The sequence below is a fragment of the Phormidium pseudopriestleyi FRX01 genome, from assembly GCF_017313335.1.
GTDB classification, from domain to species: domain Bacteria; phylum Cyanobacteriota; class Cyanobacteriia; order Cyanobacteriales; family Laspinemataceae; genus Laspinema; species Laspinema pseudopriestleyi.
This window is the reverse complement of sequence record NZ_JAFLQW010000398.1, coordinates 1-4,240: the sequence shown is the minus strand read 5'-3', so window position 1 is coordinate 4,240 and position 4,240 is coordinate 1. Positions and strand designations below refer to the sequence as shown.

The 4,240-nt window shown below is 49.7% G+C and carries 4 protein-coding genes and 1 tRNA gene; 3 read left to right on the top strand and 2 right to left on the bottom strand.

Annotation, left to right across the window (positions count from 1 at the left end):
* The first annotated feature begins 637 nt into the window (after nucleotides 1-637).
* Complete coding sequence (locus tag J0895_RS15000; protein ID WP_207088864.1) at nucleotides 638-1,468, top strand: hypothetical protein; 831 nt, start codon at nucleotides 638-640, stop codon at nucleotides 1,466-1,468.
* An 89-nt stretch (nucleotides 1,469-1,557) separates the two neighbouring features.
* Here J0895_RS15000 and J0895_RS14995 read toward each other — a convergent pair.
* Nucleotides 1,558-1,628, bottom strand: a tRNA-Cys gene (locus tag J0895_RS14995).
* A gap of 164 nt (nucleotides 1,629-1,792) precedes the next feature.
* Here J0895_RS14995 and cpdA point away from each other — a divergent pair.
* Entirely contained in the window at nucleotides 1,793-2,590 is a 798-nt protein-coding gene (gene cpdA, locus J0895_RS14990; protein WP_207088863.1) for a 3',5'-cyclic-AMP phosphodiesterase, read from the top strand.
* On the opposite strand, the gene cofG is transcribed toward cpdA, so the two are convergent.
* Complete coding sequence (gene cofG / locus J0895_RS14985; protein WP_207088862.1) at nucleotides 2,587-3,546, bottom strand: 7,8-didemethyl-8-hydroxy-5-deazariboflavin synthase subunit CofG; 960 nt, start codon at nucleotides 3,544-3,546, stop codon at nucleotides 2,587-2,589. The genes cpdA and cofG overlap by 4 nt on opposite strands.
* A gap of 149 nt (nucleotides 3,547-3,695) precedes the next feature.
* Here cofG and J0895_RS14980 point away from each other — a divergent pair.
* Nucleotides 3,696-4,240 (top strand): photosynthetic reaction center family protein (locus J0895_RS14980; protein ID WP_479724806.1); only part of this gene is annotated, 545 nt, incomplete at its 3' end.

Sequence of the window (4,240 nt, the reverse complement as noted above, 5' to 3'; positions counted from 1 at the left end):
CAACTTAGGGGCCGCGCTAAATAGAGGGTGGAATCAATCGGGGTTAGGCTGTTGAGCGGTTTTATCTTAATCTTACACCCCGGTATTAGTTTTAACGATCATGTTTTGAAACATTTCATGATCGTGATTTTCTATCTAGGAGGGAGGAGTATCTCTGGCAATGGCGATACAAAAGGGGAGAGATGCGATCGCCCAACTAACTCAACTCCGGATATCCAGTATAGATTCCCGCTTGCAGGGTAGGGACAGGGAACATGGGTTGAAATGACTAGAAAATTCTTCTTTTATGTATAAAAATGCCTGATCTTACCTAATTTTTCATACAAATGTTGAGAGTATCGTCATACGGTAGAGGCCGATCGCCCTTCATCCCCCTGCGTAACCGGAGAGGCGATCGCCCTTGATCACGATTTATAATCGCCATCCGATGCCTAGACGGAGTTTAAACCCGGTTTGACCAAATTCTGCTAAAACGGAATAGACTTCCAAACTCAACCCTTCCAGGTTGTCTATTTGTTCATGTCATACTAACCATGCCGTTGCTCATTCATCCGAGTTCAAGATGATGCTTAATCCAACCCATCGGAATTCCCTCCCATTACCTCCTCCTGTCTCCTCTCCATTTACAGTCCAGGGAATGCACAGAACCAAGGAAAGCGGTAGAATTTCTGAGTCTGTCCAATTGTTTAGATTCCTGAGTTCCCGACTCCCGAAAGGACTGGCGGGTTGTGGCCTAAAATGTAGTATCGGTCTGGTTTATCTGGCCCTGCATCTAACCTTGAATTGGGGCGGAATTCCCGTAGCATCGGCAAGGCCCCTATTAGCCCAAGTTGATGACTCGCCCCTGGATTCGGAACCCTTGAACTCCCAGTCCGTGGATTTGAGTCCGGAAATCATTGAAGGCAGTCCCGTCCTCCAACGGTGGTTACAAGAAGTGCCGAATGTGTTGGAAGAGATTCACAATGACCCCAGTTTCCGGACCCGAGTACGGGTGGGATACGCCCAAGTTACCTCCTCCGATGACGGCAGTGGGGTGAATGTCGGGGTGGAGGACCTGTTTATCCGTGGCACCGGATTAACCGTCAGTGGAGATTATTTTGCTGGAAGTGGTGGATTTTCCGGTGGCGGTGCTCAGTTGCGCTATTATGTTTTGCCCTTGGGGGGATATTTCAATCTGGCACCGGTGGTGGGATATCGTCACATTGAGGGAGAATCTTACTCTACGAGTGGGGTGGAGTTGGGGGGACGCGCTATGTTGGTGCTCTCGCGCACAGGGGGGGCCGATTTGTCTTTAGGATATAGCGTCGTGGGAGTGGGGGGTGATCAAACCGTGGGGTTGGGAACTTTGGCCGTCGGGTATGCCGTTACTCCTCAATTTCGCCTCTCGACGGATATCCGGCGTCACGATGCTGATGGGGATAATGATACTCGCTTTGGGATTGCGATCGAATGGATGCCCGAACTTTAATCCCAGGAATGGCACTGTAGCGGGTGGCGGTTTTGCCCACAAACAAAAAATCGCCCGCAAAGGCGATCGCTGAAATCTTTGATTTTTGAAGGCGGCACCCGGATTTGAACCGGGGATGGAGGTTTTGCAGACCTCTGCCTTACCGCTTGGCGATGCCGCCGCCTTTACATCAAATCTTATTATAGCATAGTTTGTTGAACACGCAAGAGCGATCGCCAAATTTTTTGCTCAGGGCGACTACCTCTTCTGGTTTGTTCCTTCCCTTAACTGGGATTACCCCTTGAGCTGTATGATCAATAGAGTTGCCCGTTTCTTTGCCTAGCAATGCTCCCAGCCTCTCCCTTGCGATTAGCTCAAATTACGGATCTTCATTTATTTGCTCGCCCCGATCGCAAATTGCTTGGGGTACCCACCCTTTCATCCTTTGAGGCAGTTTTAAGGGGATTGCTCTCCCTGAATTATGCCAGGGATATCCTACTCCTCACCGGGGACCTCTCTCAAGATGAAACCCCGGAATCTTACCAAGTTCTCCGGGATTTAATCCGTCCGTTACAAGTTCCCACCTACTGGATCCCCGGCAATCATGACAATCTCTCGGTGATGGAGTCGGTTTTAACTGAGACTCCCTTTTATATGGATAAATCCTTTTCTATGGGGAATTGGCACTTTGTCTTGCTCAACTCTCAGGTGCCAGGGGCCGATGGGGGACGACTCTCGGGGACCAGTTTGGAATGGTTGGACTGGCAATTATATAAAGCTGGCAACCACCCGACCTTTATTGCCCTGCATCATCCCCCGTTTCCCGTTAACTCGGAATGGGTGGACCAAATTAATCTGGAAAATGCTGAGGCATTTTTTGCCATTTTAGACCGCTATCGCAATGTGAAATTGGTTGCCTGCGGTCATGTTCACCAAAATTTACTGTTCTATCGGACAAATGTCGCTTATTTTGCGACGCCTTCGACTTGTATCCAGTTTAAGCCTTCAAGTATTGAGTTTGCCTTGGATGATGCTGCCCCGGGGTTTCGCTTGTTTAACCTCTATCCCGATGGCACTTGGGAAACTAAGGTGGAACGGGTACCGATCGCCGCGCAACCCGATTTAACTGCCCTCGGGTACTAATATCCGGCGTTGAGTAGGTGCGATCGCAGTCTGGGACTTAACCCATCATAATATTGCGGATAAATCGGCGATCGCTCGACTAATTCCCAACCGGCGGGTTCTAATATGCGTGTAAGTCTCTCAATCTGTGGATGCGGGTAGTCCGGATTGACTTCATCCGTTGGTCCGATTCCTCCTAAATCTCTGCATCCTGCCTCTAAGCAAGCAAGCAAAATCTCCGGTTCCTCAATTAAATTTGGGGGGACTTGCAAGGCGACTGCCTCGGGTAAAATCTCTCTTGCCATTGCCACGACTGCCGGTAATTCCCCCAAGTCAAACCCTGGGGCTTCGCCGCTTTGGTGGGTTCCAGGACGATAGGGTTGGATAATCACTTCCTGGATATGGCCCCAGCGATGGTGAATTTGGCCGATCGCCTCTAAGGTAGCTTGGCGATCGCCGGGGGTCTCTCCAATTCCCAATAATAATCCCGTAGTAAAAGGAATTCGCAGTTCTCCCGCCCATTCTAATTGTTGCAATCGTACCGATGGCACCTTGCTGGGTGCGTGACGATGTACGGTTTCCCACAGGGTAGGGTTCACCTGTTCCACCATTAATCCCATTGAAACATTAACGGTTTTCAGCCTTGCCATTTCCTGAAAACTGAGAGGACCGGCATTAGTATGGGGCAGAAATCCTAGGGAAAGGGCCAATTCGCATAACTCATAAAGGCGATCGCCCCAGTCTGTGCGCTTCTCAGAATTCGGATGCACTTCGCCACTCAGGATTAAAATTTCCCGAATCCCAGTCCCGATGAGAGTTTTCAGGATTCGTTCCGCCTCGGACAACTCCAACCAGGGGCTTTTTCCCGGGTCCTTGCGAAAGTTGCAGTAGCCACATCGGTTAAAGCATTCGTAGGTTGGAACCAAGGTGTAGGCGGGACTATAGGTAATCAGGCGGGAGGCAGAATCAGTCAGCATGGTAATTGATAAGAAAATCTAATAGCAATAATCAGGAAAATTTTTTATGAAAACCCTTTACAAAGCTTAACAAGTCGTGTAAGGTAGTAACCAAGGTAGAGAAACCTCTACCAACTACCTCGAAAACTTCATAGCAATCATAAAGAAATATGACGACAACCTTACAGCAGCGCGAGAGCGCTAATCTGTGGGACCGCTTCTGCGAGTGGGTCGCCTCCACCGAAAACCGCCTTTATATCGGCTGGTTCGGCGTGTTGATGATCCCCACCCTCTTAAGCGCCACTGTCTGCTTCATCATCGCTTTCATCGCGGCACCCCCCGTTGACATCGATGGTATCCGCGAACCCGTTGCCGGTTCTTTACTGTATGGAAACAACATCATCTCTGGTGCTGTTGTTCCTTCTTCTAACGCAATTGGTTTGCACTTCTACCCTATCTGGGAAGCAGCCAGCTTGGATGAGTGGCTCTACAATGGTGGCCCTTACCAGCTCGTGATTTTCCACTTCCTCATCGGCATCTTCTGCTACATGGGTCGTGAGTGGGAACTCAGCTACCGCTTAGGAATGCGTCCTTGGATCTGCGTCGCTTACTCTGCACCAGTTGCAGCAGCTTCCGCAGTGTTCTTGATCTACCCGATCGGACAAGGTTCTTTCTCTGATGGTATGCCCTTGGGTATCTCCGGAACCTTCAACTT

Bases quoted from the DNA above. Each gene is read 5' to 3' on its own strand.
- J0895_RS15000 (WP_207088864.1), top strand. From the start codon at position 638: ATGCACAGAACCAAGGAAAGCGGTAGAATTTCTGAGTCTGTCCAATTG.
- cpdA (WP_207088863.1), top strand. From the start codon at position 1,793: ATGCTCCCAGCCTCTCCCTTGCGATTAGCTCAAATTACGGATCTTCAT.
- cofG (WP_207088862.1), bottom strand. From the start codon at position 3,546: ATGCTGACTGATTCTGCCTCCCGCCTGATTACCTATAGTCCCGCCTAC.